Origin of the sequence: Leptospira sp. GIMC2001, from assembly GCF_028462125.1 — a bacterium.
Lineage (GTDB): Bacteria > Spirochaetota > Leptospiria > Leptospirales > Leptospiraceae.
Window position 1 is genome coordinate 1,714,097 of sequence record NZ_CP115468.1, and the last position, 25,421, is coordinate 1,739,517.

Sequence of the window (25,421 nt, forward strand, 5' to 3'; positions counted from 1 at the left end):
GAGAGACATACCTTATTCATCTCAGGAATATCCGGAGATTTGGTATCTCAATACACAAGACCTGATGCCAATCTATTAAATGAAGTAGCGATCAATGATTCTCTATCCGAACAGAATGAACAAGATCTTGCGTACATTATGATGGTCGGATACAATGAAGTCAAACGTGATCTAACACTTGTATTGGATGGAATACCGACAGTTTCAATCCTTCGTGCGGGTTATACAGTTGTTGCACCCGTTAAACTATTTCTCTGGATAGGATTAATGCTTCTTGTGATCTATATTGCGATCAATATATCATCAGAAATCAAAGTTATTTCCAGATTTGCTTCTGCACTAGCTTTAGTTCCATTCCTCTTCATCAATATCTACAGTTGTTCACCGCTATTTTACGGTGGAGCTTCTGGCGAAGAAGGAGTTCCTCCTTGGCTCCTCGGACTTGGAATCCCAGCTGATACACAAGGTGTGAACTCACCAACCACCACATCTGGTGGAGGCGGTGGCGGAAGTGCCAGCCAAGAAACCGCTAGAATCCCAGGAATGTTCTTTATGCATCCTGACCATTTGGGTAGCATAACCATGCTTACAGATGGATATGGTAATGTTCTCGCAGGTGGTGAAATGGGTGGAAAATCACATATAACCTACAAACCATATGGAGAAATACTAAGAACTGATAGTTATGGACCCGATGTATCTAAATACAAATACACGGGTCAGGAAGAAGACATGGAATCAGGGTTATATTATTATAAAGCAAGATACTACGATCCAGCTATGGGTAGGTTTATGCAGAATGATACCGAAGTGAATGCGCTGGAACCGAACGGAATGAATCGTATGATGTATGTTAGTGGAGATCCAATATCGTTTCGTGATCCCAGTGGTAATATTTGTGGAGCTAATGTCTTTAGTGCTCTTGCGTTAGTTTTTTTAGGACCAGTTATAGGTTCTTTCGTTGCTGCCGGAGGTGGAGTGTCAGGTAACCATACAGGCGGAGGCAGTTGTTCGAAGTTGCCCAATGAAAAGCATGCATTAGGATTTTTAATTTTCTTTCGAGCACAGACTATAGCCGATCCCGGAGAGAAAAATGCATTGTTATATATGGGTATGATGTATATAGAAGGGTTAACAGGTAAAGGACCTTCACCGCTTGGAAAAATGAGTAGAACGGAACTCCAACTGTTTTTGCTTCTTGAGCAAAATACCACAAATCTAAACCCTGCAATATATTTTGCAATTTATTCGATGATGACAACAGGAGTTTTAAATCCAAAAACAGCCATTGACACGGCTTCAATGCATCATGATCATTTTGGTCCGAAGATATTAGACCCGAATAACCGTAGAGCCAATTCTCAATGGATGGGGCGAGCGAAAACCGCAGCCTTTAGTCATGATTCTTGGAGTTCAAATTATAAACGGGAATACGAAGCCGCTGGGCATTGTGGTAGAGCTAGAGCTGGTTGCGCTACTATCAATTCCATTGGGACTACAATCGGTAACGCAGTAACAGCTGCCGTAGGTAGTATAACATTTAGCATTGCAAATGGTCTAACTGGTCTTGGGACTATACGAGAATCTAGGTACTACATAAGAAAAGCCAGAGGTAAAATAAAGTTATGAATAAAGAAATAGTTATGCTACTATGTGCGACACTAATTCAATTAAATTGTGCGACAGAAAGAAAGGTTTGTTTCGAAAAATTCGGTGTGAGTTCGGATGACGGAAGTAGGAATATTTCATGTATTATGGCTTATGGAATAGGTGAAGATGCGAAGAATGAGAATCTGCCAGAATTTGTTCGAAGAAATGCAGAATTGAATTACGAAGCGGCACTAAGTCTCTGTTACTATGGATTTATTGTTGAAGCCGAATGTGGAAAAGAGTCAAATATAATGCTAAACCCTGAATTTAGAAACCCATTGTGGTAAATACTTTAAAAGAAAAATATTTATATTTAGCGAATGTTAAAATTGTATTATTTATTGTAAGTCTCGATAAAAATAATTCCTTGAATGTTTTGTCCTTTATGTTGGATAACAACCACGAAAGATGAACACAAAGGATTTGATTTAACTTTGCCGCTGGTGTAGGTGTTATGGGAAATTATAATGGAGGTGGCAGTCGCTGTTATAAAGAAATGCCTCAGGAAGAACAGGCTATTTTATCTTTATTGCTCCCTTATATCACAAATATTGAAGGAGAAAATGAAAGAAGTCAAGCTGAATTTTTTACTTTTATTTATACACGATCACTGAGTGGATCAGAGCCATCTCTGCTTGGAGAATTGACCAGAGATGAATTAACTTTGCTACTAATTTCTGAAAATGAAAATAGCAATAATCCAATATTATATGCATCAATCTTTCTTAGCATGACACATAATGTTGGTAATGCTAGATCGTCTGTCGATAAAGCATCTTTTTATCACGATCAGTATGGTTCTAATGTTCGAAGACCTAAGAATAGAAAGGCGAATTCTAAATGGATGGGACAAGCAAGATCAGCATCATTTAGTCATGATACATGGAGTCGAAATTATAAGCGAGAATGGAATGCAACGAAAGGGAGTTGTAGAGATACAAGGGATTTATTTGCAACGGTTAATACAATAGGAACAACAGTCGGTGATGCGGCGATGGCTTTAATGGGTATGATATTGTTCAGTATAGCTAATTCGATTATACGATTACAAAGAGGAATCAATCGTAACCGCTATAAAAATTCTAATATAGCCAGGAAGTGGAAATTGTGAATAAAATGAAATTGTTATTTTTCATTCTAATACTTATTAATCATTGCACTACACAAAGAGATATGTGCCACTCAAGATTAATTACTTTTAGAGGAAAATCCTTTGATGCATGCAGTCGATATTTTGGTTATGAGGCAATATCAAGAAATGGCGGAGCTGATCGTTCAGAAAGAACGGTTGATAATTTGAAGAATTATTTTCTTCTAGACTGTCTTACTTTAATAGAAGAAGAAAAGCAATGTGAAGGAGAATCAAACTTAATTCCTCATATAGGATATTAAGGAAAATTAAGTTTGTGTGTCTCGCTTAGCACCACTTAGCACCTCGTAAAAACTAATTCATTGTAATTTTTTTCAGTTATGCTGGATAAAAATTACAACTGAGGCTCGTAAAAAAATAATTGGACTTATTGTCTGTTAAGGTAGATATTTATTCGATTTGAAAGAATTAACGTTTTGAAATTGAAACTAAAACAGGAGTATATATAAAAAAAATTGGGAAAATCACAAAATATTGAAAATATCCTTTCTATTTGAATATAGTGCGATCCTGATACGATAAGAAAAAAGATTCAATCTAAAATCAGAATCTAAGCTACTTTCTGATATGAGTAAATATGATAAAGCCCATTCAATACAGGAGTCGCAACTAACTTAGAATCTGGTGGTTTCTCTATAACAGACGGAATGGGAGTTTCCTTGTTTATAGCGATATGAGTTCTATGGTTGTTATAGAATTGAATAAATTCATCTAACTTTGATACTAGAAGGTATTGATTGACTGGAATAAAGTAATCTAAGAACTCTTCTTTGCAGGTTTTGACAAAACGCTCAGTGTATCCGTTCTACCGAAGAGAAAGAATCGAAGCTTTCTCATGTTTTACTTTAACTTTCCCAAGAAAACGAGTGATGCGTTTACCGAAAAGTGAATCGTTATCAGATATAACATATTTGATCTAAAGATCGGATTGAATAGCTTTTCGAATTGATAGAGTAATATTTACTAGCTAAAGCTATTAATTATCCAAAATTTTTCATTTTGAGTCAAAATACTATCATAATGAATCAAATGATAGTTTTAAAATAATATAAATATAATAAAATAAATTAATAGGCATTCAAATCTAATTTCTTAAAGTTGACTCATGTCTTTACAAAAGCTAGAAAATCAGCTAAGCATCACTTCTGAGGGCTTACCATTGGCGTATAACGCAACTATACAGCAATTCCTAGACTTTCAGAGAATAGAGGGTCGAACCTTGTCTCCAGAGTCGATAAAGCAATTCCTAGCACAACCGAAGAAGAAAGGATATGGAAATTATTCTCCTGCATCAATTGCGCTTCGGAAAACAGCATTGTTCCAAGCAATTAAGAAGATGACATTTGATTCTAGGGTAAGGGCGGCACTTGTTGAAGAATCTAAAACTATTAAAGTAGCAAAAATTGAGAGAACTATTCATTCAGAAAAGACCTTATCTGAAAAAGAAATCTCGAAGCTCATCAAAGATACATTAAAGATAGAAGGTCGGGGATGGAATCGTGGTAACAAAAGGGAAAGGTATGCGCTCATAATAGAATGCTTGTCTATTACTGGATTGCGTATTTCTGAATTAATTCATATCAAGCTAAAGGATTGTAAAAAACAAAAAGGTATAGTTTATATTCAAATTATGGGCAAGGGAAGTAAGCCTAGGAGAATATTTATCCCAGAAAAACTTTTTGATAAGATCAAGCTAGAGTTTAACTCCAATGAATACCTTTTTACATCAGTTCAAGGTAAAAAATATAATAGAGCGATGCTATACCAAGATATCCGAGACCTAGGAATTAGAATTCTGAACAGAGAAATTGGATTACATACATTTCGTCATAGCTTTGCTACTCGCGAGATTAAAAAGAGAGGATCAGTTAAAGCTGTTCAGAAGTATCTAGGTCACTCTTCTTCAGCGATTACTGAGCAGATGTACAACCATGATGAAATAACTCCTGAGGATCTGTTTAAATGAAGAAAGCTATAGCTAAAAAGAAGGGAAGACCTACTAACCCTAAATTGATTCCAACTGTAGCGGTATCGATACGATTACCTGAGCCATTGTTGAATAGCTTAGATGAAATATCCACGAAGGAGGGCAGATCAAGAACTAGGCAGATTGAAATGATTGTTAAAAACTTTGTAGAGAATTATTAGTTATGAGATTGAGGGGCATTATTCGTATTTTCTTAATAAAGAAAAGCTCGCAGACATAGATCTAATTTTCTATGAATTACGAGCTTACTGCTGTCCGTATCCGTGTTTAAATCATCTACTTACTTCTAGAATACCTTATTATTTATTTCCTCCTTAGTTTCTAGGTAATGTATCTTTATTCGGTTACGCCTGCTCGGAAGTTGTGCGAGTAGATATGAAATCTCTCTTAGCAACGAGTCTATATCAAATTCCATACTGCGGATGATGTAATCTAACCGGCTAATTTCAACTCTACTCTTCAGATTGTTAGTTATAGAGGATGGTAATGTTTCCAATAGTCTTTTCCACGATTGAAGAGTTTTGTCTGACAGCGGGGTTGATTTAAATCTGTTTCTCAGGTAATTTGTAATATTGTCTGGCGTATCTCGTAGACAAAGTTCAAGAATCTTAGCTTTGATTCTTATTGTCTGTATATCTATGATGATTCCGTCCTCATTACCCTTTAACTTATATCCTAGGAATGTCTGTTCCTTTCTTATATCCGTCGAAATATTTGGGGTTTTCTCTGATATGAGAAGGTTTGAATTGTTAAGGGTGCTTTCTACCCATTCATTGATTTGTTTTACATAATTATCCTCCTCGAACGTTATGAATATATCATCTGCATATCTATACATCTGAACATTTGGGAATTCTTTCCGCATTGGTTTATCTAGCACATGATCCAGAAAAATATTACATAAGACAGGACCATGTATACTACCTTGAGGTACGCCTGGTAGCTTTACTTTCTTCCCATCAATAACACTGTAACTTTTTAAGGATTTACGTATCAGTCTCAGAAAGTCTGGATTTGATATCCTATTTTCAATGATCCCTAGAAGCATATTTGTATCAATTGAAGCAAAACATTTATTAATATCCAGTTTGAGAAAGTATTTCGCAGATTTAGACTGTGAAATAATCAACTCTACACCTTTCTTAATACTTCTGCGTCGACGATATGCGAAACTTTCTGGATAAAAGGAATCATCAAATATCTCATTTAGAATCAATGAAATGTACTTTTGAATAATCTTATCCTGCGTTCGATATGAATAAATAATTCTCTCCTTTCCACTGGTAATAATTTTAGTTTGCTGTGCACGACCAAATTCATACTTATTACTTCTACACTTGAGAATCAGATCTTTACAAAGAGAAGGATTGTTTTTCCATTCAGCTATGGCATTTTTCTGCTCCTTTGTTTTCCTTTTCAGTAGGGATAAAAGTTGTTTAATCATGTTAACGTGGAGCTTTTCGACAGGATTATTTATAATCTTACCTCGCAAAAGGTATTCTGCTTTAACTACTTTCAATGAATCTTCAAGAGATAGTAGATTATTAATCATTAAATCATTCATTTGTTAAGTTTATGCTCCCCATAATACCTTTTATTTTCATCGAACAGTAAATATTTTTATCCTATCCCTAATAGACAGGATAAAAATGTCTCAAAAATACTAAAGCAAAATGTAGATATTTTTGAAAAAATAAATGTTAAATTAAAATATTACATTAAAGGAGCTTTAATTTTAACAAAATTTTTCAAATTATAATCATCATCTACATAATAATTAGCATGTATGCATGGAAAATTGGAATATATAACGATATCAACTTTATATCCACTCCATCTTCCTCTTCCGACAGCCTGTTCTAATATAGCTGAAGTGAAATCAAATTGTATGTTCCTAATTGTAATATTTTCTGATACGGCTAAATAAGGAAAAGTAATCCCTTTATATGTATGCATTTCCGATTTACATTTATCATAATCTTTGATCGTTTTATATGGAAGATTAAGCTCGGCTGAAATCAAACGGATATAATGGACTGGAGGATTCATAGTACCTGCTATTAGTATATTTCGTCCGATTAGTACATTGCTAGATTCCGTAGCTCCTAGGTTCAAATCAATTTCTAATTCCTTATTCTTGTAAGTTATTATAGCATAACCTAATTTTTTATATTTATTGATTACACTTTTATATTGATTATCGTTTTTCTTTATATTATATTTAGAAAAACTAAAGTCACCGAATTGTCTTATTTTGGCTCTAATTTTTGGTATTGGTAATTCATAGTGAACAAATCTTTCTCCAAATAATTGAGAATAGATAGTTTCGGAAGGTGTGCCAGATAAAATTATTATCTTTTTATTTGGAAAATCAAAAGTCTTAATGAATTCTATAGAGTTGCCAACCCGCGTAAAATATCTACTATTTAAAAAATAATTAAGCTTCTCGGATATATTACTAAGAGCAGTATCTTCTTTGCTTAGATACTGAAATGCTTTCAATTCTTGAAATTCATCAATAATATTTTCCACTTTTTCTAGTAATTCTTCACTAAACTTTGGAATTCTAGTAATGTAACCAGATTTTGTTTTCTTTACTCGTTTACAAAAGGTTTCGAATTTTTTTATCTGAGAATTACTCAAATTAGATAATTTGATTTTTTCTAGAAGGATCTCTATTTCATTTATTTTTATAGAATCAGAATTAAATCTTGCTTTTATTAAACACTCATCAAAAATAATTAAGTCAAATTTTTCCATGTCCGCTTGGGAAAAATAAGAGAAAAACCGCTTATGAGTTATTTTTAATATCGGATACTTGTTAAGTGCTTCTCCAACCTGTATACCAAATTTTGTATGTGCAATAACTCGTGGATCATCAGGATTCCTTCTTTTTAATTCCGCATAATAACGTCTTCGAGATAATCCTTTTATCTTCACTATTCTATCATCGATATCAAGAATATCAGGACGATTCGGATAGGCGTGACCTACACGTATTGAATCAATATTATCGATACGTAGACAAACTATCAAAACTCGCTTCACTTTATCATTTAGCATTGTTGGTATTTTTTCCAATAATTTCGTTTTACCAACTCCAGTTTTCGCATTGATAAGGTGAACAAGATTATCATTTGAATGAAAAACATTTTTGAATATTCTACTTAATATTTTTCTTATACTCGATAATTTTTCTCTTTGAAATGAAATTAAACCATTTCGTTTAATAGAAGATGTAAGATCTGGAGGTAATAAAAGATCTTCAAGTTTTAAACCATATCCGAGTGCTTTTTTTCTGGTTCGTATTCTAGTAGCAAATGATTCATATTTTTCTTTGTGATAATTATAGAGTAAATTTAAATCAACATCATTTCTATCAGAAATATTAGGTAATTTGCGACTTCCAGCACTATAGCCCAAAAAACAAGATAATTGAATATCTAGTTTATCAATTCCTCTTAAATCATTCAATTCTTGTCTTTCGCAATACTTAAAAAAGTTATTGGTATCTGAAGTATAATACTTACTCCAAAACAAAGATTCAGCCATAATTTCATTTTTTTCAGCAAATTTTTTGATACTAGATTTATAAATAGCTTCCAGTGCGATTATGAGACTTCGGTTCCTTGGTAAATAGATGAGTGTATGGAAATGGGGAAGGTATTTTTTATCCTTATTCTCAAATCCTGGAAATGTGTATTTTACGAATGAGAGTCCTTTTCTTTGAGAACCTTGAAAATAAAGGATATCTAATTCTCTAAACGTATCTTGAATAACCTCTTTTAGTTGATTATGATCGAGATAACCATAACCAGAGATAAATTCTGATCTGAAAGTAATAAAATATGGTATATATATCCCTTTGTATACTTCAGCTACCGTATTCGCCTTATTAATTAGGTTATTTAAGCTACTATGATTTTGATTAATCATTACGGCTCTATCAAAGTCATAGTTCTCATCAAAGTTCGACTCTGAACCTGTAATCGCGGGGTTTATATAAAAGCTTTTAGTTGCTTCGTTTTTATCTAGTGGTTTAAATGAACCATTTGTTAATAATGTTGTGGACATAGTTGTGGCCTACAGGTTATATAATTTTAAAAATTTTAAATCGGGCGACTGACAAGATTCCAGAAGCCCACATATTTAAAGAATTCTCTTGGCTCAGGAATCGATTCATCGATTCAAAAGCAAAGAAGGAGGATGTATTTTGTTATTAACAATGAAAATCAGCTCTTCATTCAAATTAGAAAATCCATCCAGTAAATTAGTAGTCTCCAAACTGCTAGACACGATGGTGCCTAGTCATTTAGTTCGGAAAATACACTGATTTTGCGTTAGCTGCCATTAATAACTACCTCCAAAAGGTAATTATTTTATGTGTATGGTGTAAATTTCTTTAAGAGCAGAGTCTAGATTCATATCCCATGAGCGTACATAGGTAGAATTAACCTCCAAACTCTCTTTAAAATGCCATCTAAGCTGACCTAAATCATCTTCTAGATTGAAAACTTTTATTTGAGTTGGTACATACCTCACCCCTTGACATAGAATTTGGTTTTAATCATTCTAAGAGAACTAAAAGTTCTAAGGTGAACGGGGCGAATTAAAAAATGCGTCCTAGCGACGAATGTCACTAATTTTCAATGTATTTTCAATCGTTATTTTTGTCAAAAATAAAATTATAGATTTATGAAAAAAAAGCATAGCGCTTGCTATAATAAAATAAATAAAATAATATATAAATATTAACTTTAGTGAGCTTTAAATAAATGAATGAGGTTTTTATAAGGACATAGTATAGTATAAAATTAAATTAATATTAAAAGAATTTTAAATTTACTTTCTTATGTTTTCGCATAGTTTAATGAATTGGAGACAAAAAACAGATAGATTCAATTAAGAGTTATTAAAATATTAACTCTTTTTAATTGTTCTCTTTCGAGTTTGAAATTTTTTCTTTATTGGACGACTTGATAATCCTGGAACATCTAGTAACTCTTTGGGATGAATTCCTAGAGCATCAGCAATAATAAGAAGGGATTTTAGTGACGGCATACCTTTACCAGATTCTATTTTCTGATAGTTTCGGACACTTAGCTCCATACCAGAGACAGATTCTTGACTCATGTCTCTATCTTCGCGAACTTTTCTAATTTTTTCTGTAATTTCTACAAGTATTTTATCGTAATTTTCAGCCACATTTAAATTTTAATGCATATCTGTTAAATTAGCCACGATATGAATATCACGATAAAAAAGACGTAATAGTGTTGACTTTTATTTAGAACTTTAAATCCTTTTACATAAGGTCAGGTATATGAGTAAAAACTATTGTCCCTCGTGTAATGGAGAACTAACTTTTTGGAATACTTCAAGAACGCTATTTGAAGGTGCAAAAATCTGCGTTTCTTGTTTTATGACATCCCATAAAAAGAAAATTAAGAATCTTGCAGATCTCAGAGTAGCGGTTCAAGCTCCAGATCCAATATCTTCAAATATCAAAGATAATCCCGTAGATTCCAATCTTAATGAAAATATAACTATTTTATCAGAAACGAAAGGTTTTAGCTTTCTAAAAGCCTGTTTCGGATTTACATTGTTAGCACCTATTTTAGGACCCATGGGCTTACTTTGTGGTTTATGTGGATCAGGAAAAACTAAAACAACGATTATCAAGAAATAATTACAGTGCTTTTAACTAAATTTTTTAATTATACTAGGATCAAATTATCATACTTTCCTTTTATGTGCCACCAACTTCCAGAGAGAAGTTTTTTTTATAAGGATACTCAGTTTCCCGTATGTGCTAGGTGTACTGGTGTTTTCATTGGGCAAGTAGTGGCTTTCATCATGTTATTTTTTACTCAAAGTAAAGTAGAATTTTATTATGCTTTTGTCCTTGTTATTCCAGCGATAATCGATTGGTGTTTTCAACAGTACTTAGGCATTTCATCCAATAATCAGAGAAGAATAATAACCGGATCAATGTTGGGCTATGGATATATATTTATATTAAGCAATATCTTTATATTAGTATGGAATTTATTAAAAATAGGAGAATATTAATGAATCTAAATTTACATAGGCAATTATGCACTTTAATTTTAATTCTACTTTCTTTAAATTGTGCTACCAATTTAGAAAATTTAAGAAAATTAAATCATCCGGTACTTAAAATTATTGGAACACCGATCTATTTTCTTTCTCTTAAAGAGTATGGTAAAGTTTTCTATTTGCTCCTCGAGGAAGATGGCTCAGTTAAAACTGATTTTGAATCTCTATCGAATTGTAAAGAATGGGATGTTCTAGATTCTTTTGGATCAACTTTTATTTTATGTGGTGAAGAAAAATATAGTTTATCTACACACCTGGTAGATGGATGGTCTGGAAGAGTAAATTCTTTATACGATAAGAAGATTATGACTGACGGAAGTTTGAATTTTAAAACATTTCAAGGTAAGCCTTTGATTGATATGTTCACAAAAAATGCAGAATCAAAAGGTCATGATTTATCACGTGTGATAAAAAAAGAGCAAGTTTTCACTGACTGGGGGTTCGCTTACGTATTAATCGGAGATGATTCTTTAAAAAAGTTTCAAGAATTTATAGCAAGTGAAAGTGGTCAAAACGATTTGGCTGATGAAAAGTTAGTGAGGAAATATAGTCCTGAGAAAATATTAGATTTAAGAGTGAAAGAAAATGAAAAAGATTTCTCTTTCCTTTATTTCAATGTATTAGCTGATCCAGATTTGCAATTTAGAGCAACACCAGAAAATGAAAATCTTCGCCTATCAGAATTTGAGAAAAAATATAAGGATCTGCAACCATTAAAATCTAAAAAATTTCTTATTTTTCAAGCAAAACCGATTTTTAGTGATTATGATACTAAAAAGAGAGCATTTAATCTATATATACAAAGTGAGTATGATGGAGGATTTCAAAGAATATTCTCTCCACCGATAGTTTTAAAGGTAGATGTTGAAAAATATGAGGAGATATTAGATTTCGATAACGTAGAATGTATAGCTGATTATGAAGTAATCACAAAGAAAGAGAAGGCATATTTTCCTAGATATGCTAGGATACTAAATGAAGAAAATTATGAGCAATATAAAATAAATTACAAAGCTGAGTTACCTTACACTATTGAAAAAAATATCACGTACAGGCAGATTAAACTAAAAGTTTTAAATTATAGAATTTATTCCTCTTACTCAGGAAAGTCATATTGGAAACAATAAATTCATTTAAAATTTATTAATCTAAATGAGAAATAGATATGACATGTATCGAACTAAACAATTGAAACAAGAAAAGTATTGAAGAAGGGTTCACTGGTGTAGAGAACAACTTTGATCCTATTGGGAGATTTATTGATAAATTATTACGCATGTTATTGTATAGCCACCCAGACTTTAAATTAAAATAAATAAAGATGAAGTGTGGGGAAGTTGTATTCTATTCTTATCTTCATGAAATCTACAAGGATGATGATAGACAGAGAGATTATAACATATCTGTGAAAATTAAATCGAGATTGAAGTTGTTGAAACAATCTACGGATATGTTTGAGAACGAACTTTACGGTTGTCGGTACGTATATATTATCTATTCATAATTACTCTCCATCCAAAATCTCAGGGTAAAAATTAATTTACCCAAGTTCTTCAAGTTCGGACAAATAATCTCTCTACCTTTTCGTAATCAGTTCATGACAACGATTTGAGCTTCCAAACTTTAGTTTTATTTTGATCAGTTTCATGTTTAAATAATTTTGATTTCACTAAAAAAACTTTTGTTCAAATGTTTTCATGGTTTTTTTGATCCCACATGTAATTATATGAAATCGAAACTATTTTTGCTCAATTATATACTTTTCGATAGTATATCATATAGATTATTTAATCTATCTTGAATCCCTGTTTCAAAATTAGAATATCTTTCAAAGTAAAAACCACCTAAAATAAAACACAACTCTTTGAAAGAGTGCTTAGGTAGGAAATTAAATTTCCTCTTTTGAATATTAGAAACAAAATCTGTAAATATCGGATGGGACGAACATTCAGTGAGATACTCATTTAACAAAAAGATATCCTTATTTTCGATTAAGATGTTATCTATCGCATTCAGATAAGTAATGGTAATAAAATGGCAAGTCATTTCCTCTATGAGTTTCTCCGCTTCCATCGGTGAAATGTATCCAGATCCCGAATTTATTCTGAGATTATTTTTTTCTGTAAACCAAGTGTAAAACATAAAATTAAGCTCCTCTACTTTCTTAATTAGTAATCGGATAGACCTTTGTTCTACATATTTATGAATATATCCTACCCTAAATGCATTACTAACTTATTTGAGGAAAAAGATGAATCGATTTCAAATCTGCAAACAAAAATGTAATCCATTGGCGAATATCTTACTTTTTCTAAGGATTTCCTTTTTTCATTTTGATTTTCTGATATCAAGACCATTTTAGCATCATTACTTTTACGACCGAAGATACAGTCTGGCAACTGTGACCCTTAAATTTGCAAATTGCTTAAATCAATAGCGAGGTAATTTCCGACTCAATGTTTAACCATAATCGCATATTTCCAATTAACAATGTAGAAGACTTATCTCGACATCTAGGTAAAAGACGATTTGAATGAATTACTTGAAACTCCGATCCAGAATGACTAGGTTTAATTCATAACCATTTTTGAAGTATATTTAATTCCGCATCATTTTCGCTGCGTCGAAGATCGAAACATAACATTCTTTTTACGTCAGAAATGCAAATTGAAAAATACGGAACTCTTTGCTTTCCGTATTTTCTCGTCCTTAACCTGATTCCAGCCAGCTTCAAAAAAAAGATGATATAAATCTTATAGGATTTTCGATATGGTTCTCCGTAACATTGAATAAATTAACACTTCAAGATATAGCGGACAGTATAGGAAAGAATAAATCCAAAATCTCAAAAGAGATTCAGAGGAATTCTGGAAAGGAAGGAAACCGTTATAGAAAGGCTCATAGCTTTACTCTCATAAGAAAAATTATTTTTAAGAAGTTTTTTCGTTTAATCCCATCCGTACTGAGGCTTATAGAAAACGACTACACTAAAATTAGTCATGAAAAAATATATAAACTTATATACTTAGATAAAGATCTAGGAGGAACTCTCTATAAGCATTTAAGACAGAGTAATAAAACAATAAGAATAATATTTGCATCCGGTAAAATCTCAAAATTATCAATAAAAAACAGGGTTTCCATAATGAAAATGGATTACTTCGTGGGCATGGGACGGTACCGAAGGGACAGGAAAGGAGGGACAGGAAATATTAAGCTTTTAAATTAAATATAATTGATTCTAGTTCAAAAAAACTGCGTATATAGTTGATATTTAGATCACGAAAAAAATTCAAATGCCTATCATCATGTGCAATACCTAGAAAATGTAGACCAAAATTAATTGCAGAGTGGTAATCAGCAGGAGAATCACCGATATATAAAATCTCATGCTTATTAATTTCTTTCTTGGAAAGAATTTCAAAAGTAGGTATGAAAACATCAGGATGTGGCTTATGAACTGATGTATGCTCAGCCCCTTGAATATTAAAGAAAAGATTTTGATCAATTTTCATATCTTTTAATTCATTCATTACAACATTGAAGCTGGAAGATGTAAGAATTCCAAAGTGGAATAGTTTTTGATAGTCACGAACAAAATTAAAAGCATTCGCATGGGGTCGATTTAGATCGGCTTGTTTGTATTTATTGTAAATCTCCCATAAGTAATTCAAATCAGTGGTAAATTTACCAAATAATTTTAATAAGAATTTATCGGCTGGCAAACCCCAAGCCAAGTCAATTTCTTTATCTGAAATATTGCATTTAAATACTTCACTATATATTCTCTTTATAGTTTTATATCGAATTTCTCTAGTTTGGACAAGAGTGTCATCATAATCAAAGATTAAGGTTTTATATTTTCTATTCATTGATTATTCGTAGCAAACATATGTAAGACAAAATAGCATTACGGAAATTTCTTAGACTCAAAATTATTTTTAAGGTAGAAGGGAAGGGAATCATTCCTAATAAAGCCATAGCTATTTAAAGAAAAAACAAATTGTATTAAGTTTCAATTTAGAAATAACTTATGAAGATTTTTAATATGATTAATTTGAATTTCTTGTAAGCCAATTTTAGCCGCAATTTCTGACCATTTTAGAATAGCTTCCTCAACCTCTTTGATTATTTCTTTTGGTTTTTTGATATCAGCAGCTTTTGCGGCTTGTAGTAAGTCATCTAGTGTAAAATTTCCCCTTTTTCCGTTACAAGACATTTGATGTTGTTCGATGAATTTATTCCCCGGTTTATAACTGAAGCACAAATCATATGCTGGAGTTAATTGCCATTCACCATTTCCAAACATTAAAAATGCATGATTTTTTGTATGATCATCTTGGTTCCTAGTACATATATTAAAAACCATACGCTTATACATTTCATTTAAATCTACTTGAGAAAGTTTTAAATCCCGAATTGTTTGAAAGATTCTTTCATAGCCAAAATTTCCTGGGGGATCTCTATCTAAATGCGTCATTCCAGCAAAAGTTAAAACATGAACTTTTTCATTCCCATCAATTCGATCAAAACGTTTTGTCATAAAATGTGCTTTTTCACCATCTTGTAACAACCGAAATTCCATTACGTTAATGCCTGCTTCATATGCCATTTCGTTGTAAGCATATTCAATTCTACCTATTTGTTTTGATGTGGCATGCTCTTCATTCTCAAATTCATCAAATTTTATTATCCAATGCTCAAAACCTTCAGGAACATTTGTCTGACCTGATAAAACTTGTTTAGTGTCATCATTAATTGCTATAATAGCTTTTGCTTTCGCTCCTCCAGCACTAGTACCTACAGATATTAATGTATCTATTCCTTTCTCATTGATATTTGTATTAAAAGGAGATTGTCCCAAAAACCGTTAGAAATCAATTAGGCGGATAAAGATATATTCATCTCTGTAAAGTTTTCTTCAATTACTTTTTTATTGGCTAAATAATTGGATAGAAATTTTTCTATTTCTTTGTATCCTTTTACTTTTCTGAAATGAAGCTCTTGTGCATATAGGAGAGCTGCTGTCCATCGTGTTGTCATGTCTCGATTTTTACGCCACCTTTTTACTCGGTTCATTTGAAATCTTGGATGTGAAAAGGCTGAATCAATGGGATTCGTTGATTGAAATGTTTTTCGAATTTCGATTGGTAATTGGATTCTATGACAAGTCAATAGATTGTCTTGACCTTCTAACAGACTCATCTTAGCTGTTTCACTGATATTCCCTAACCAATGTTCCATTGCTTTCAAAGATTCTTTAGCCTTCGAGTATTCATTCAAATTGAAAATTGCTTTATATTCAATTTGAAATTCATCATGATATTCTTTGGGCAAGCACGCTTTTATATTTCTCATTTTATGTAAAATACACCTTTGGTGATCATAGTTTTCACCAAAGTATTGCTTAATGCCTTTCTCAATTCCTTTTGAACCATCTGAGACAACCAAAACCCGTTCAGTAAGTGAAATTTCACGATCTTGTAGTTTCCTTAAAGCAGATAATACTATTTCAGAATGTTCACTTGAGCCTTGTACCACCGACAAAAAATGCTTGTGTCCTTCTTTATCTACACCTAATACAACTACTATCACTTCATCCGCTACATGAATACCATCAATGAAAATGGAAAAGAATTCTTTGCCTGGAAATTTTCTCGTATTCAGTTTGTTAAAATGTGCTCTAGAAGCATTTACAAATTCTCTGGATATCTTTGATTTTGAAACTCCAAGTTGCTCAGATACATCTTTCAAGCATTCTCTAAATCGCCGTGTCGTTAGACCAGATACCATCAGTTTGAAAACAATTTCTCCAAGATCTGCTTCGGATTTTAAATTTGCATAGCTTTCTAGTAAAACTTCTTGTCCAGATTTTCTGACTCTTGGTTTTTTGATTTTATGTTTCTGACCCAATATTGGAACAAAAACATTCTCTGAACCTGCACGATATGCTAGACTTTCTTCTACTTTACGGCTAAATCTTTTTCCGCATAGGGCTTCGATTTCCTCTTCCATGATCTCTTGGATAAATTCTAAGGATTTTTTTCGGATTTCAGTTTCTATGTTTGATTTTAAAAAAGATCGAAAACTATCAATATTCGATTGACTATTCGATGTGGTTGTGTTTTTATTTTTCATTGGTGGAACCCCTTTATGATTTTGTTGTCCAAAACTATATTATGGACGGGTTCCGCTTTTTTCAATTCCTAACGGTTTTTGAGTCTAGCTCTATTAAAAGCTTCTCCTTCGTTTAATGCAGATTGAGCCAACTCAACTAAATCACTGACTTCGAAATGAATAGGAGTATTTAACTTTCTAGTTTCAAAATCAGGTTCGTATTCAAGAGCACCCATTCCTCGTGTGCTAATATAACATAACCTTTCTAAAGGTGTTAGATCTTGCAGTTTTTTTCCATGACGTGCTAGGAATGTATCTAGTAGTCGATTTCCATATTTTTCAGGTAAGCTGTCTGCTATGAAGCCGGGAAGTCCTTGAAAAGTTTTTGTACTTTTAAGGGTAGGGAATTGATAGATTTTATTTGAAAGGGGAACCATTAATGGGCTTACTTCTAAGCCCGATTTCACAAACTCTTTATCATATTCAAAAGTTGCATAACCACTTGTAGAATCCCATAGGAGAGCACCAACTCGTTCTCCCCATAATTTAACTACAACTGGAGCATTCATTTCTAAAAATCTCTCTTTGTAAGTCCTAATTTTCTACTTGATGGCTTAACTAGCTCAAACTTAGATTGTTTATTACTTTTAGACAATTGACTTAAATGTGAGGGTGGAGGTGGATTTAAAAGGGGAATCAACCAATCCGTAAAATCTAAATTACGAGTAATTCGGATCAGGGTAGACAATTTTATATCTTTCCCTGCCAAAGCGGTGCTAATTGTATTCCTATTCAAATCAGAAATCTTCGCGATATCTTGCTGATTTAAATTAGAAAGTTTTAAACGTGCATTAAGATTTTCTCCGATTGCTTTTAACAAGGATTCTATTGGTGCAGTGGGTTCTGTTTGCATAATTTAATAGGCATTCATATTAAGATTGCCTTCCTGTGCATAGTTTAGTAGTAATATCTAAAATTGTCAAATTAAAAAATGACAATTAAACTATGCAGGATTACTTTGAATATTGATGACCTTGCCTATTTTACTATGCAGGTTAGTAATGTTTCCATTAGTAGACAGTGTTACTTATGAATCAACGTTATTTTGGAATTAAAGTTACTAAGTTCTATGGGACTTTAAGGGCGTAACACCCGAAGAATATGGCAATAAGAGGATAAGCGAGATAAAGTTATTTAATCAATATTTGTTAAAAAAAAAGTATTCATACTTAATTGAATAGTAAACAATTGTCTACTTAAGAGGTAAATCTTTATGCCATTAAAACCCGGACCAAAACCTATCGCTAAATCAACTGGTAAGCCAGATCAAAGACGCAGTGATAATAAAAAAACACCAGGAAATACACCTAGTTTAAAACCGTCAAAAAGTTCAAAAAAGTAAATGAAAAATTCAGAAATATCTTGAAGGCGACTTTCAAAACAAGTCGCCGAAAACGACTGAATATTGTATTTAAAAGAATATGTTTTGAAAATAGCTTAAACTTTACTATTTTAAATATAGCAAGGGTGCCGCTTTGCGGTTATTTCAATAGGATTGCCGACATTGGTCCTAGGTGAGTATTCGTTAGGACACGTTACCATTGGCACTAGATTGGTTTGCAATCGAAGTGAATAAGACCAATGTGGCTTTAGCCCTTAGCGAGGGCTTGACCCGAACGAAACGACAATCCGAAGATATTCGGAGTTTTGATTTCTAGATAAATAATTCGATAACAACTTTTGTAAAATCTACTTTATCGATTAATAATGAATTATTTCTTGAAGCAATCCAATCTTTTAATTCTGACAAATCTATTTCACTAGGAGATTGATGCCAATATGCAACTGTTTTTGTCGCTTCATTTAATAATAGTTCATTGTTTAAAAACCAACGAATTACTTCGGAAGTCTGATCATTCTCTATTTCTTTGTTCAAATTTTTGTTCCTCAATGATAATCAACAATTTCTACATCAATAACCGATCCTTGATTCCAAACCAAACAAATTCGATATTGCATAATTATACTTATTGAACGTTGTCCCGTTAAATTTCCGTCGCGCTGTCCTTTGAATTTCAATCGGTATTTTTTTAGACAAATTGCCTTTCCAAATTATCTCTACTTCTTTATTCTTGAAAGACTTTATCAGTCTACAATGATTTCACATAGCACCAATGGTTTCAATCACTAGTTGTAGAATTATTCACAGAAATTAAAAAAAATCAATGTTTATGAAAATTTTGGATAATTTATAAAAAGGTAGGTAAAGATAGATTATACATTGTATATGTTTAAATCAAAGAATTGATTGCTTACCATTAGCTCTCTTTTTTATTCAAATTCCTCAAGCAAATTTGAATTGATAAATAGTATTGCGTCTAACGAGGAGAGTTCTCGCCGTTCGGGGGTAGCTGAGTCTTCATCGGAGACTTTAGCGTTGGCACGAGATTGAGCGATTGCGAAGAAACAATCGTAGTGACACCAGAATGGGTCTGAAGGTTCTCTGCACTCGGATCAAAGGAGCGAGGACGTTCTGAGCACGCGGATTTAGCAGTAGTTTTTCTTTAATCAAAAATTTCGAACACGGTTAAGTTCCTTATTTGCTGCATACCAAATTGATTCATTTTCACTAATTGATTTGTCTGCTAATATATCAATCAGATTAGAAATAAAAAAAGGAAAAGACAAGTCATCTAGTTTATAAATTGAATGAGGTTTGGCTTCATTGATCCAAGTTTTAATAAACCAGTCTTTATTAAGGGACACATGATTTACTAAAAAATTATGATAATTTGGATCGCTAATGAAATCTGTATTACTAGCTTTATATTTTTGTTGCAAGGTATCCAAATTAAAATCATTACCATATCCTTCATAAGAAAATACTCCGTTGAAGAATAAGTGTTCTTTGTCATCCTTTCCTGAAAATATAAAATTTCCATTTTCGTTTGCTTGTTTTAAGACGCTAGTTAGTCCTTGATTTTGAATATTTGCCTTAACTTCAATAATTCCTCGTACAGCGTCCGGAGTTAAAATTACAAAGTCACCTTCTTTAAATAAAACTGGGCTAGAGTTATCATATATTATTAAATCAATTTGTCGAGAAGAGGCATGCTCACTACTATCTGTATTTTGTTTAATAACAAAACCTGTCCCAATTATATATTTTTCTGGGAGGAATCGTTTGATTACATTTTTTAAAACAGCTTCTTTGTGGCGTCCGTCTTCACCCCAATGTTTGATCAAATATCTAACCTTATTTGTTAAGGCTAAAAGCTCCTTTGTTGTTGTCTTATGATACTCAATTAAACTCATATTTTTATATTTATTACGATTATTTTTCGTTTTTCATTTTACTATATCTTGATTGAAAAGGTCGTTTTAAAAATTACCGCTAACGAGGAGTATACTCGCCCTTCGAGATAGCTGAATCACCGAAGGAAATGTTAGCTTTGGCACGAGATTGCGACGGTGCTTAGTGAAGAAAGCAGAGTAATCGCAGTGACACCCGAATGAGTCTGAAGCTCCTCAGCTTTAAAGACAAAAGGAGCGAAGATATTTCCTAGCACGTGGAGTTATTCGTCGTGCATTTAATATTTAGTTCCAAATTTTTGAATTCGTGATGATATCTACTTCTTTTTGGGATGTTTGTAAATAAAAAAAATTGATTTCTGTTGATGAATTTTTTGATTCTTTGATTTGGATATGTTGTTCTTTTGAAGTTTTAAATGAGCTAGACTCAAAAACCGTTAGGAATTGAAAAAAGCGGAACCCGTCCATAATATAGTTTTGGACAACAAAATCATAAAGGGGTTCCACCAATGAAAAATAAAAACACAACCACATCGAATAGTCAATCGAATATTGATAGTTTTCGATCTTTTTTAAAATCAAACATAGAAACTGAAATCCGAAAAAAATCCTTAGAATTTATCCAAGAGATCATGGAAGAGGAAATCGAAGCCCTATGCGGAAAAAGATTTAGCCGTAAAGTAGAAGAAAGTCTAGCATATCGTGCAGGTTCAGAGAATGTTTTTGTTCCAATATTGGGTCAGAAACATAAAATCAAAAAACCAAGAGTCAGAAAATCTGGACAAGAAGTTTTACTAGAAAGCTATGCAAATTTAAAATCCGAAGCAGATCTTGGAGAAATTGTTTTCAAACTGATGGTATCTGGTCTAACGACACGGCGATTTAGAGAATGCTTGAAAGATGTATCTGAGCAACTTGGAGTTTCAAAATCAAAGATATCCAGAGAATTTGTAAATGCTTCTAGAGCACATTTTAACAAACTGAATACGAGAAAATTTCCAGGCAAAGAATTCTTTTCCATTTTCATTGATGGTATTCATGTAGCGGATGAAGTGATAGTAGTTGTATTAGGTGTAGATAAAGAAGGACACAAGCATTTTTTGTCGGTGGTACAAGGCTCAAGTGAACATTCTGAAATAGTATTATCTGCTTTAAGGAAACTACAAGATCGTGAAATTTCACTTACTGAACGGGTTTTGGTTGTCTCAGATGGTTCAAAAGGAATTGAGAAAGGCATTAAGCAATACTTTGGTGAAAACTATGATCACCAAAGGTGTATTTTACATAAAATGAGAAATATAAAAGCGTGCTTGCCCAAAGAATATCATGATGAATTTCAAATTGAATATAAAGCAATTTTCAATTTGAATGAATACTCGAAGGCTAAAGAATCTTTGAAAGCAATGGAACATTGGTTAGGGAATATCAGTGAAACAGCTAAGATGAGTCTGTTAGAAGGTCAAGACAATCTATTGACTTGTCATAGAATCCAATTACCAATCGAAATTCGAAAAACATTTCAATCAACGAATCCCATTGATTCAGCCTTTTCACATCCAAGATTTCAAATGAACCGAGTAAAAAGGTGGCGTAAAAATCGAGACATGACAACACGATGGACAGCAGCTCTCCTATATGCACAAGAGCTTCATTTCAGAAAAGTAAAAGGATACAAAGAAATAGAAAAATTTCTATCCAATTATTTAGCCAATAAAAAAGTAATTGAAGAAAACTTTACAGAGATGAATATATCTTTATCCGCCTAATTGATTTCTAACGGTTTTTGGGACAATCTCGTTTTAAATATATTTTTTCTAATTAATATCAATTCAAGTTTTAAAAATAATTCTACTATTTTTGATGAGTTTTGAACAGAAAGACAGCAATTTTTAAATTTTGAACATTGCATATTAGCTAATTCTTCATCTTTTTTATCAAAAAAATCATTAGTGTGAAAGACAAAGAATACTCTAAAATCCTGAAAATAGTCATTTAATATTATTATTTTGGCTATTAAGATTTTTTTACCATCTCTATCTAATACTTCTTCATCAAGGATTTCACTGCAGTTTATACTTTTGCTGTTTAAGAATTCTTTAGTCTGGTCTGGATTTAAGTCTGTTTTTAAGGCTATTCAACAAAACGACACTTAGATTGATTACAATTCGGTGCAGGAATGTCTTTCGGATAGTTAACAATTTCTACATAGGAATTTTTCATCCATAACATTCCGCTTTTAAAAAATCCAAAATTAGATAATGGAAATCCTAGTCGTAAATTATATTCTTCCTGAATTAAATTAAATGTGTCATCAGGTGAATCAGAAAACAATAGAAAATGATGAATGTATATATTCATATTTAACTTTAACGGTGGAACAGAAAAAACCAATTCTCCAGTTTATAACAACCTTAAATCCTATGTTTTATAGTGTTTTTGTGGGGGTCAAAAACGTAATTTATGGATTTTTTAGAAGATCTCATTTATTGCATTACGAATAACGATGAGCTATCTAGCCGTTCGGGATAGCTGAATCACCGAAGGAGACGTTAACGTTGATACGAGATTACGACGGTGCTTAGTGAAGAGCGCAGGGCAAACGCTATGACACCCGAATGGGTCTGAAGCTCCTCTACTTTAAAGACAAAGGTGTATCCGAACACGCGGAATTCAACGCGGTTCCAAAGAAATCTCCGTGAGATTATCTTCCATATCTTTTTCGAAAATCACTAATTTTCCATTTTTTCTAATAAATTTATAGCTGCTTTCATAAAGAGTTCCAGTGTATAGAGGTTCCAAAACCTGATTATTTGATAATGGAAGAATAGCTAATGATTCAGTATCACAACAACCACCGTGAAGAAGAATGAATTTTCCTTTCTTATCTTTTAATTCTTCAATTAGTATTTTTTGTCCTTTGTAGGGAAGATTACCACCTTCAAGCTCAAATAGAAACCATAGTCCATTTTTCTTAATCCATAAATGATCTTCTTTGATAATCTCCCCCGCAGAATCAAAATCATAAGTTTTGATTATAGCTAGAGATTCATTAAGTTTCCTAATTTTTAATCTCTTACTTGTATTTTTAATAAAATCAATTAATAAATCTTTGTCAGTTTTTGAGTATAAATCTTCTGGTTCAGCTACTCCAGTTAGTATTTCTTTTTGATAATAAAAAGAAGCTTTATTTACGAGATCGGATGAATTACCTTTTTGTAAATCGGTTTCCTTAATATATTTTCTAATCCAAGTAATTCTTTCTTTTTTATCTATTTTATGAGTTTCTTTATCATCGCAACTTATAGTATAAAAAATTAATGTAAATATAAAAATTGAAATAGTTTTCATTACTTAAATTTCCTTTTGGATTAAAATTGTTGAATTCTGAATAACGAATGAGCTGCCTACGTTCCTAGTGGCTGAGCCTCCAGAGGAGGGGTTAGAGTCTGCAGGTCTTCTTGTCATTCAAGAATCGTAACGAAGAGGAATGTAGCGAAGATTGAGCCAGTATTCCGGTGATTAGGTGAGCGAAAGTTAGTTGAAGTTCAGCCAATTATTTGAAAGGCCAGAGACTTCGCTTTTTAACAACATTTTTCCTTTTCGAATCGATCACGGGGCTGATATTATTTTAGGCAAATTTGTCAGTTAGGGCATTGGTGCCGTAATCAAGCTTGTACTGCATTTCTTCAGCGTAAAGAGGAAGCATTAGGTAATAATGTAGTTTATCCCCGGAAGGAGTTGTGCTTTCAGAGAATTCTTCAGGAAAGATGAATGGGTTGAGAAGTATCCATCCTGACAGCTTGGTGCTTGAATCGAACGGTTGTGGTGGGTCACCGTTTGGAATAGTATGTCCGAAAGAAATCCATGTCTTGTAGTCGTGTGGAAATCGAGCCAAGGCTTTCAGCGATCGGATTGGCCAATAATTCTTCTCCTCCTCAAAAGCTTCCTGGCTCAAAGGCCAGTCTGGCGGTAGAGCAAGGACAAGTTCGCCATATTGCAAGTGCTCAGCTCCCTCTGGAGTATTCATCGGTCTTGAACTCATTCCACAGGATATTAATGTGTTGAATGGAAACTCTTCGGATGGTGGACAGAAAAGAACATCGAGGTGTACCTTATCTGATATAAGTTCATGGTACACATTTTCGATTCGTCCGATATGTGATTCAACATGCCTTTCAATCGACTCGATTATCTCTTCATTTCCGACTGTCGGTTCAAACTCGCTTTCTTGTGCTTTGTGGCGGTAGATTGGGTTCCCTGCCTGTGAATAGTCATCTGGTTCTTGTGACATTGTTTTTCTCCTAGAGTTACTTAGCTGAATTTTGCCTAACGAGGAGTTTGCTCGCCGTTCGGGGTAGTTGAGTCTTCAAAGGAGACTTTAGCTTTGGCATGCAATCTTGCAATTGCAAGAATTGTGACAGGATTTATCTTTCAAAGATCAAGTCTGCTTTACTGGCAAAGAGTATTGTCATTGTTAAGCGTAATTGGAAATGGTTAATCTATTTTTTTCTGTTCAATTGAAACTAAAAAAGTATAGAGATTAAATTCTATCTAAATTTCTTAATTTTATTTGAATGCTAAAATTAAAAGGAAAAAGCCAACCATCTAGTTATCAGAATTTAATACATCTATTAATTTAAAAGATTCTGGAATGAGATGCTTAAATTTAGCGATAGTAATCAGGAATTCATAGTGGAACCAGAAATAGTAAAATATCAGAAAAAAATTTAAAGGGATTGAAAAGAATAAATTAAGATTTAGGATTTCTAAATTGTTTTGCTTAAAAAAAAATCCAAAAGTTGGAATGATAGAAAAAATTATTGTGTAAAAATCGAAAATTAAAATAGAAATCAGAAATATATGGATAGTCCAATGTGGTTTGATAAAAATCTCCATTTCTAATGGAATAGAATCTTTATTTAAAAATTTTATTTTTAATACTGAATTTGCTCTATTTGAAAATCTAGAAATTCTTCTTAAAGTAAAAGTATTTCCAAATGAGTATCCTTCAAAAACTGAATTGCTAAAAGAGAAAAATCTAATAGGAATCCATTCTACTATATTGTTTCTTAAATACTTTTAAAA

25 protein-coding genes and 1 pseudogene are annotated in these 25,421 nt (G+C 32.5%); 11 read left to right on the forward strand and 15 right to left on the reverse strand.

The genetic code is table 11. From position 1 onward, the window contains the following. From O4O04_RS09285 to O4O04_RS09300, 4 genes are all read left to right on the forward strand, one after another. On the forward strand, positions 1 to 1,629 hold a 1,629-nt coding region (locus O4O04_RS09285), incomplete at its 5' end, for an RHS repeat domain-containing protein (protein WP_272535606.1). Then, positions 1,626 to 1,937: a hypothetical protein gene (locus O4O04_RS09290; protein ID WP_272535608.1), complete on the forward strand. Its 312-nt coding sequence runs from the start codon at positions 1,626 to 1,628 to the stop codon at positions 1,935 to 1,937. The genes O4O04_RS09285 and O4O04_RS09290, both read left to right, overlap by 4 nt. 167 nt (positions 1,938 to 2,104) lie before the next feature. Continuing rightward, positions 2,105 to 2,761 carry a hypothetical protein gene (locus O4O04_RS09295; RefSeq protein WP_272535609.1) on the forward strand — a complete coding sequence of 219 codons (657 nt, stop codon included), beginning with the start codon at positions 2,105 to 2,107 and terminating at the stop codon, positions 2,759 to 2,761. A gap of 5 nt (positions 2,762 to 2,766) precedes the next feature. Then, complete coding sequence (locus tag O4O04_RS09300; RefSeq protein ID WP_272535611.1) at positions 2,767 to 3,042, forward strand: hypothetical protein; 276 nt, start codon at positions 2,767 to 2,769, stop codon at positions 3,040 to 3,042. Positions 3,043 to 3,350: 308 nt separating this feature from the next. Here the strand turns inward: O4O04_RS09300 and O4O04_RS20415 are convergent. Continuing rightward, positions 3,351 to 3,710, reverse strand: a pseudogene (locus O4O04_RS20415) (integrase core domain-containing protein); the annotation flags it as partial. A gap of 195 nt (positions 3,711 to 3,905) precedes the next feature. On the opposite strand from O4O04_RS20415, the gene O4O04_RS09305 reads away from it, so the two are divergent. Beyond that, positions 3,906 to 4,766, forward strand: coding sequence for a tyrosine-type recombinase/integrase (locus tag O4O04_RS09305; protein ID WP_272535612.1), 861 nt, complete (start codon positions 3,906 to 3,908; stop codon positions 4,764 to 4,766). Beyond that, positions 4,763 to 4,948, forward strand: a complete 186-nt coding sequence (locus O4O04_RS09310) for a ribbon-helix-helix domain-containing protein (RefSeq protein ID WP_272535614.1) — start codon at positions 4,763 to 4,765, stop codon at positions 4,946 to 4,948. Before O4O04_RS09305 ends, O4O04_RS09310 begins: the two co-directional genes overlap by 4 nt. 125 nt (positions 4,949 to 5,073) lie before the next feature. Here O4O04_RS09310 and O4O04_RS09315 read toward each other — a convergent pair whose 3' ends face one another. The 3 genes from O4O04_RS09315 to O4O04_RS09325 all read right to left on the reverse strand — a co-directional run bounded on the left by O4O04_RS09315 (position 5,074) and on the right by O4O04_RS09325 (position 9,992). Continuing rightward, positions 5,074 to 6,351, reverse strand: a complete 1,278-nt coding sequence (locus O4O04_RS09315) for a reverse transcriptase/maturase family protein (RefSeq protein WP_272535616.1) — start codon at positions 6,349 to 6,351, stop codon at positions 5,074 to 5,076. 149 nt (positions 6,352 to 6,500) lie between these two features. After that, positions 6,501 to 8,861, reverse strand: a complete 2,361-nt coding sequence (locus O4O04_RS09320; RefSeq protein WP_272535617.1) for a hypothetical protein — start codon at positions 8,859 to 8,861, stop codon at positions 6,501 to 6,503. Between the two features lie 846 nt (positions 8,862 to 9,707). After that, the gene (locus tag O4O04_RS09325) at positions 9,708 to 9,992 is read right to left on the reverse strand and encodes a helix-turn-helix domain-containing protein (protein WP_272535618.1); all 285 of its coding nucleotides are present in this window, start codon (positions 9,990 to 9,992) and stop codon (positions 9,708 to 9,710) included. Between the two features lie 118 nt (positions 9,993 to 10,110). Between O4O04_RS09325 and O4O04_RS09330 the strand changes: the two genes are divergently transcribed. The 3 genes from O4O04_RS09330 (at position 10,111) to O4O04_RS09335 (ending at position 12,034) form a co-directional block, all read left to right on the forward strand. Continuing rightward, positions 10,111 to 10,476: a hypothetical protein gene (locus O4O04_RS09330; protein WP_272535619.1), complete on the forward strand. Its 366-nt coding sequence runs from the start codon at positions 10,111 to 10,113 to the stop codon at positions 10,474 to 10,476. A 62-nt stretch (positions 10,477 to 10,538) separates the two neighbouring features. Further along, positions 10,539 to 10,859, forward strand: coding sequence for a DUF2085 domain-containing protein (locus O4O04_RS20475; RefSeq protein ID WP_442915958.1), 321 nt, complete (start codon positions 10,539 to 10,541; stop codon positions 10,857 to 10,859). Continuing rightward, entirely contained in the window at positions 10,859 to 12,034 is a 1,176-nt protein-coding gene (locus O4O04_RS09335) for a hypothetical protein (RefSeq protein ID WP_272535621.1), read from the forward strand. Before O4O04_RS20475 ends, O4O04_RS09335 begins: the two co-directional genes overlap by 1 nt. Positions 12,035 to 12,659: 625 nt before the next feature. Here the strand turns inward: O4O04_RS09335 and O4O04_RS09340 are convergent. Continuing rightward, positions 12,660 to 13,049: a hypothetical protein gene (locus O4O04_RS09340; RefSeq protein ID WP_272535622.1), complete on the reverse strand. Its 390-nt coding sequence runs from the start codon at positions 13,047 to 13,049 to the stop codon at positions 12,660 to 12,662. 643 nt (positions 13,050 to 13,692) lie between these two features. Between O4O04_RS09340 and O4O04_RS09345 the strand changes: the two genes are divergently transcribed. Next, entirely contained in the window at positions 13,693 to 14,136 is a 444-nt protein-coding gene (locus tag O4O04_RS09345; RefSeq protein WP_272535624.1) for a hypothetical protein, read from the forward strand. On the opposite strand, the gene O4O04_RS09350 is transcribed toward O4O04_RS09345, so the two are convergent. From O4O04_RS09350 to O4O04_RS09385, 7 genes are all read right to left on the reverse strand, one after another. After that, the gene (locus O4O04_RS09350) at positions 14,120 to 14,779 is read right to left on the reverse strand and encodes an HAD family hydrolase (protein ID WP_272535625.1); all 660 of its coding nucleotides are present in this window, start codon (positions 14,777 to 14,779) and stop codon (positions 14,120 to 14,122) included. The two genes, O4O04_RS09345 and O4O04_RS09350, sit on opposite strands and share 17 nt — an antisense overlap. 143 nt (positions 14,780 to 14,922) lie before the next feature. Further along, positions 14,923 to 15,771, reverse strand: coding sequence for a type II toxin-antitoxin system HipA family toxin (locus tag O4O04_RS09355; RefSeq protein WP_272535626.1), 849 nt, complete (start codon positions 15,769 to 15,771; stop codon positions 14,923 to 14,925). A 17-nt stretch (positions 15,772 to 15,788) separates the two neighbouring features. Continuing rightward, the gene (locus tag O4O04_RS09360; protein WP_272532316.1) at positions 15,789 to 17,045 is read right to left on the reverse strand and encodes an IS256 family transposase; all 1,257 of its coding nucleotides are present in this window, start codon (positions 17,043 to 17,045) and stop codon (positions 15,789 to 15,791) included. A 68-nt stretch (positions 17,046 to 17,113) separates the two neighbouring features. Next, positions 17,114 to 17,593, reverse strand: a complete 480-nt coding sequence (locus O4O04_RS09365; RefSeq protein WP_272535627.1) for a HipA N-terminal domain-containing protein — start codon at positions 17,591 to 17,593, stop codon at positions 17,114 to 17,116. Between the two features lie 2 nt (positions 17,594 to 17,595). Beyond that, positions 17,596 to 17,904 (reverse strand): helix-turn-helix domain-containing protein, encoded by a 309-nt coding sequence (locus O4O04_RS09370; RefSeq protein WP_272535628.1) that lies wholly within the window; start codon positions 17,902 to 17,904, stop codon positions 17,596 to 17,598. An 834-nt stretch (positions 17,905 to 18,738) separates the two neighbouring features. Further along, on the reverse strand, positions 18,739 to 18,960 hold the full coding sequence (locus O4O04_RS09375) for a hypothetical protein (RefSeq protein WP_272535629.1): 222 nt from the start codon (positions 18,958 to 18,960) through the stop codon (positions 18,739 to 18,741). Positions 18,961 to 19,592: 632 nt separating this feature from the next. Continuing rightward, entirely contained in the window at positions 19,593 to 20,339 is a 747-nt protein-coding gene (locus tag O4O04_RS09385) for a DUF6602 domain-containing protein (protein ID WP_272535631.1), read from the reverse strand. 506 nt (positions 20,340 to 20,845) lie between these two features. On the opposite strand from O4O04_RS09385, the gene O4O04_RS09390 reads away from it, so the two are divergent. Beyond that, positions 20,846 to 22,102, forward strand: a complete 1,257-nt coding sequence (locus tag O4O04_RS09390) for an IS256 family transposase (RefSeq protein ID WP_272532316.1) — start codon at positions 20,846 to 20,848, stop codon at positions 22,100 to 22,102. A gap of 364 nt (positions 22,103 to 22,466) precedes the next feature. On the opposite strand, the gene O4O04_RS09395 is transcribed toward O4O04_RS09390, so the two are convergent. From O4O04_RS09395 to O4O04_RS09405, 3 genes are all read right to left on the reverse strand, one after another. Next, a complete protein-coding gene (locus O4O04_RS09395) occupies positions 22,467 to 22,694 on the reverse strand; it encodes a hypothetical protein (protein WP_272535632.1) in 228 nt (75 codons plus the stop codon). Between the two features lie 312 nt (positions 22,695 to 23,006). Then, the gene (locus O4O04_RS09400) at positions 23,007 to 23,684 is read right to left on the reverse strand and encodes a hypothetical protein (RefSeq protein ID WP_272535633.1); all 678 of its coding nucleotides are present in this window, start codon (positions 23,682 to 23,684) and stop codon (positions 23,007 to 23,009) included. Positions 23,685 to 23,964: 280 nt separating this feature from the next. Beyond that, the gene (locus tag O4O04_RS09405; RefSeq protein ID WP_272535634.1) at positions 23,965 to 24,627 is read right to left on the reverse strand and encodes a suppressor of fused domain protein; all 663 of its coding nucleotides are present in this window, start codon (positions 24,625 to 24,627) and stop codon (positions 23,965 to 23,967) included. Positions 24,628 to 25,421 lie beyond the last annotated feature (794 nt).